Raw genomic sequence first — 1,748 nt, forward strand, 5'->3', positions numbered from 1 at the left:
GGCGACGAAGGTCTCCTTGATCGTCCGGGGCGACATCCACCGGACGAGGTTGTGCCAGGAGCCCGCCTTGTCGTTGGTGCCGCTGGCCCGGGCGCCGCCGAAGGGCTGCTGCCCGACCACCGCGCCGGTCGGCTTGTCGTTGATGTAGAAGTTGCCGGCCGCGTACCGCATCTTCTCGGCCACCGCGTCCACCACCCGGCGGTCGGTCGCGAAGATCGACCCGGTCAGCGCGTACGGCGCGATCGACTCGGCCTGCGCGACCACGTCGTCGAAACGGGCGTCGTCGAAGACGTGCACGCCCAGGATCGGCCCGAAGTACTCGGTGGTGAACGTCTCGTGCGCCGCGTCGGTGCACTCGAACAACGTCGGCCGGACGAAGTAGCCGACGGAGTCGTCGGCGGTGCCCCCCGCGATGATCCGGCAGGCGTCGTCGCCGGAGATCAGCTCCAGCGCGGCGCTGTGCCGGTCGAACGCCTTGGCGTCGATCACCGCGCCGCCGAAGTTGGCGAAGTCGGCGACGTCGCCGTAGGTGAGCGACTCGGTGGTGGCGGCCAGCCGGTCGCGCAGCCCGCCCTCCCAGAGCGACCGCGGCACGTACGCCCGGGACGCCGCCGAGCACTTCTGGCCCTGGTATTCGAAGGCGCCCCGGATCAGCGCGGTGTGCAGGGCGTCGACGTCCGCGCTGGTGTGCGCGACGACGAAGTCCTTGCCGCCGGTCTCGCCGACCAGGCGCGGGTAGCCCCGGTAGCGGGAGATGTTCTCGCCGACGGTCCTCCACAGGTGCTGGAAGACCTTGGTGGATCCGGTGAAGTGGATGCCGGCCAGGTCGGGGTCGGCGAGCACGACGTCGGAGACCTCCTCGCCGCGCCCGGTGACCATGTTGATCACGCCGGGGGGCAGGCCGGCCGCCTCGAACAGCCGCATGGTGAAGTGCGCGGCGAACTGCTGGGTCGGGCCCGGCTTCCAGACCACCGTGTTGCCCAGCAGGGCCGGCGCCGAGGGCAGGTTGCCGGCGATCGCCGTGAAGTTGAACGGGGTGATCGCGTAGACGAAGCCCTCCAGCGGACGGTGGTCGAAGCGGTTCCACACGCCCGGCGACGACATCGGCTGCTCCTCCAGCAGCCGGCGCGCGAAGTGCACGTTGAACCGGAGGAAGTCGACGAACTCGCAGGCCGAGTCGATCTCGGCCTGGATGGCGGTCTTCGACTGGCCCAGCATGGTGGCCGCGTTCAGCGTGTCCCGCCAGGGACCGGCGAGCAGCTCGGCGGCGCGCAGGAAGATCGCGGCGCGCTCGGAGAACGGCAGGGCCCGCCACATGGGGGCGGCGTCCTTGGCGGCCTTGACCGCCGCGCGGGCGTCGTCGTGGGTGGCGTGCGCGGTGACGCCGAGCACGTGCGCGTGCTTGTGCGGCTGCACCACGTCGATCGACTCGCCAGCGGCCATCCGCTGCTCACCGGCGATGGTCATCGGCAGGTCGATCCGCTCGGCGGCCAGCTCGGCCAGCCGCCGCTGGAGCCGTTCCCGGTCGACACTGCCCGGCTCGTAGTTGCGCACCGGCTCGTTGCGCGGCTCGGGTACGGAGAACACGGCGTCCATCAGGGCTCCTGGCGATCTCGACAGCGGTGGCGAAATCGGACCCGCGGGCACCGGCCGGACGGCCGGGGCCGGACGCCGCGGGGTGGACCGGTCGCGGCGGCGGAGCTGCCGGGCTGCTTGGTCATCCTCTTCCCTCCGACGGACGCCCGGCC

The 1,748-nt window shown here is 71.8% G+C and carries 1 protein-coding gene; it reads right to left on the reverse strand.

Features of this window, described 5'->3' with window-relative positions; genetic code table 11:
* The coding region (gene pruA, locus ACSNOB_RS31845) for an L-glutamate gamma-semialdehyde dehydrogenase (protein WP_436691134.1) at positions 1 to 1,596 on the reverse strand (1,596 nt) is incomplete at its 3' end.
* Between the last annotated feature and the right edge of the window lie 152 nt (positions 1,597 to 1,748).

It is taken from the genome of Micromonospora sp. URMC 106 (genome assembly GCF_051386395.1).
Lineage (GTDB): Bacteria > Actinomycetota > Actinomycetes > Mycobacteriales > Micromonosporaceae > Micromonospora.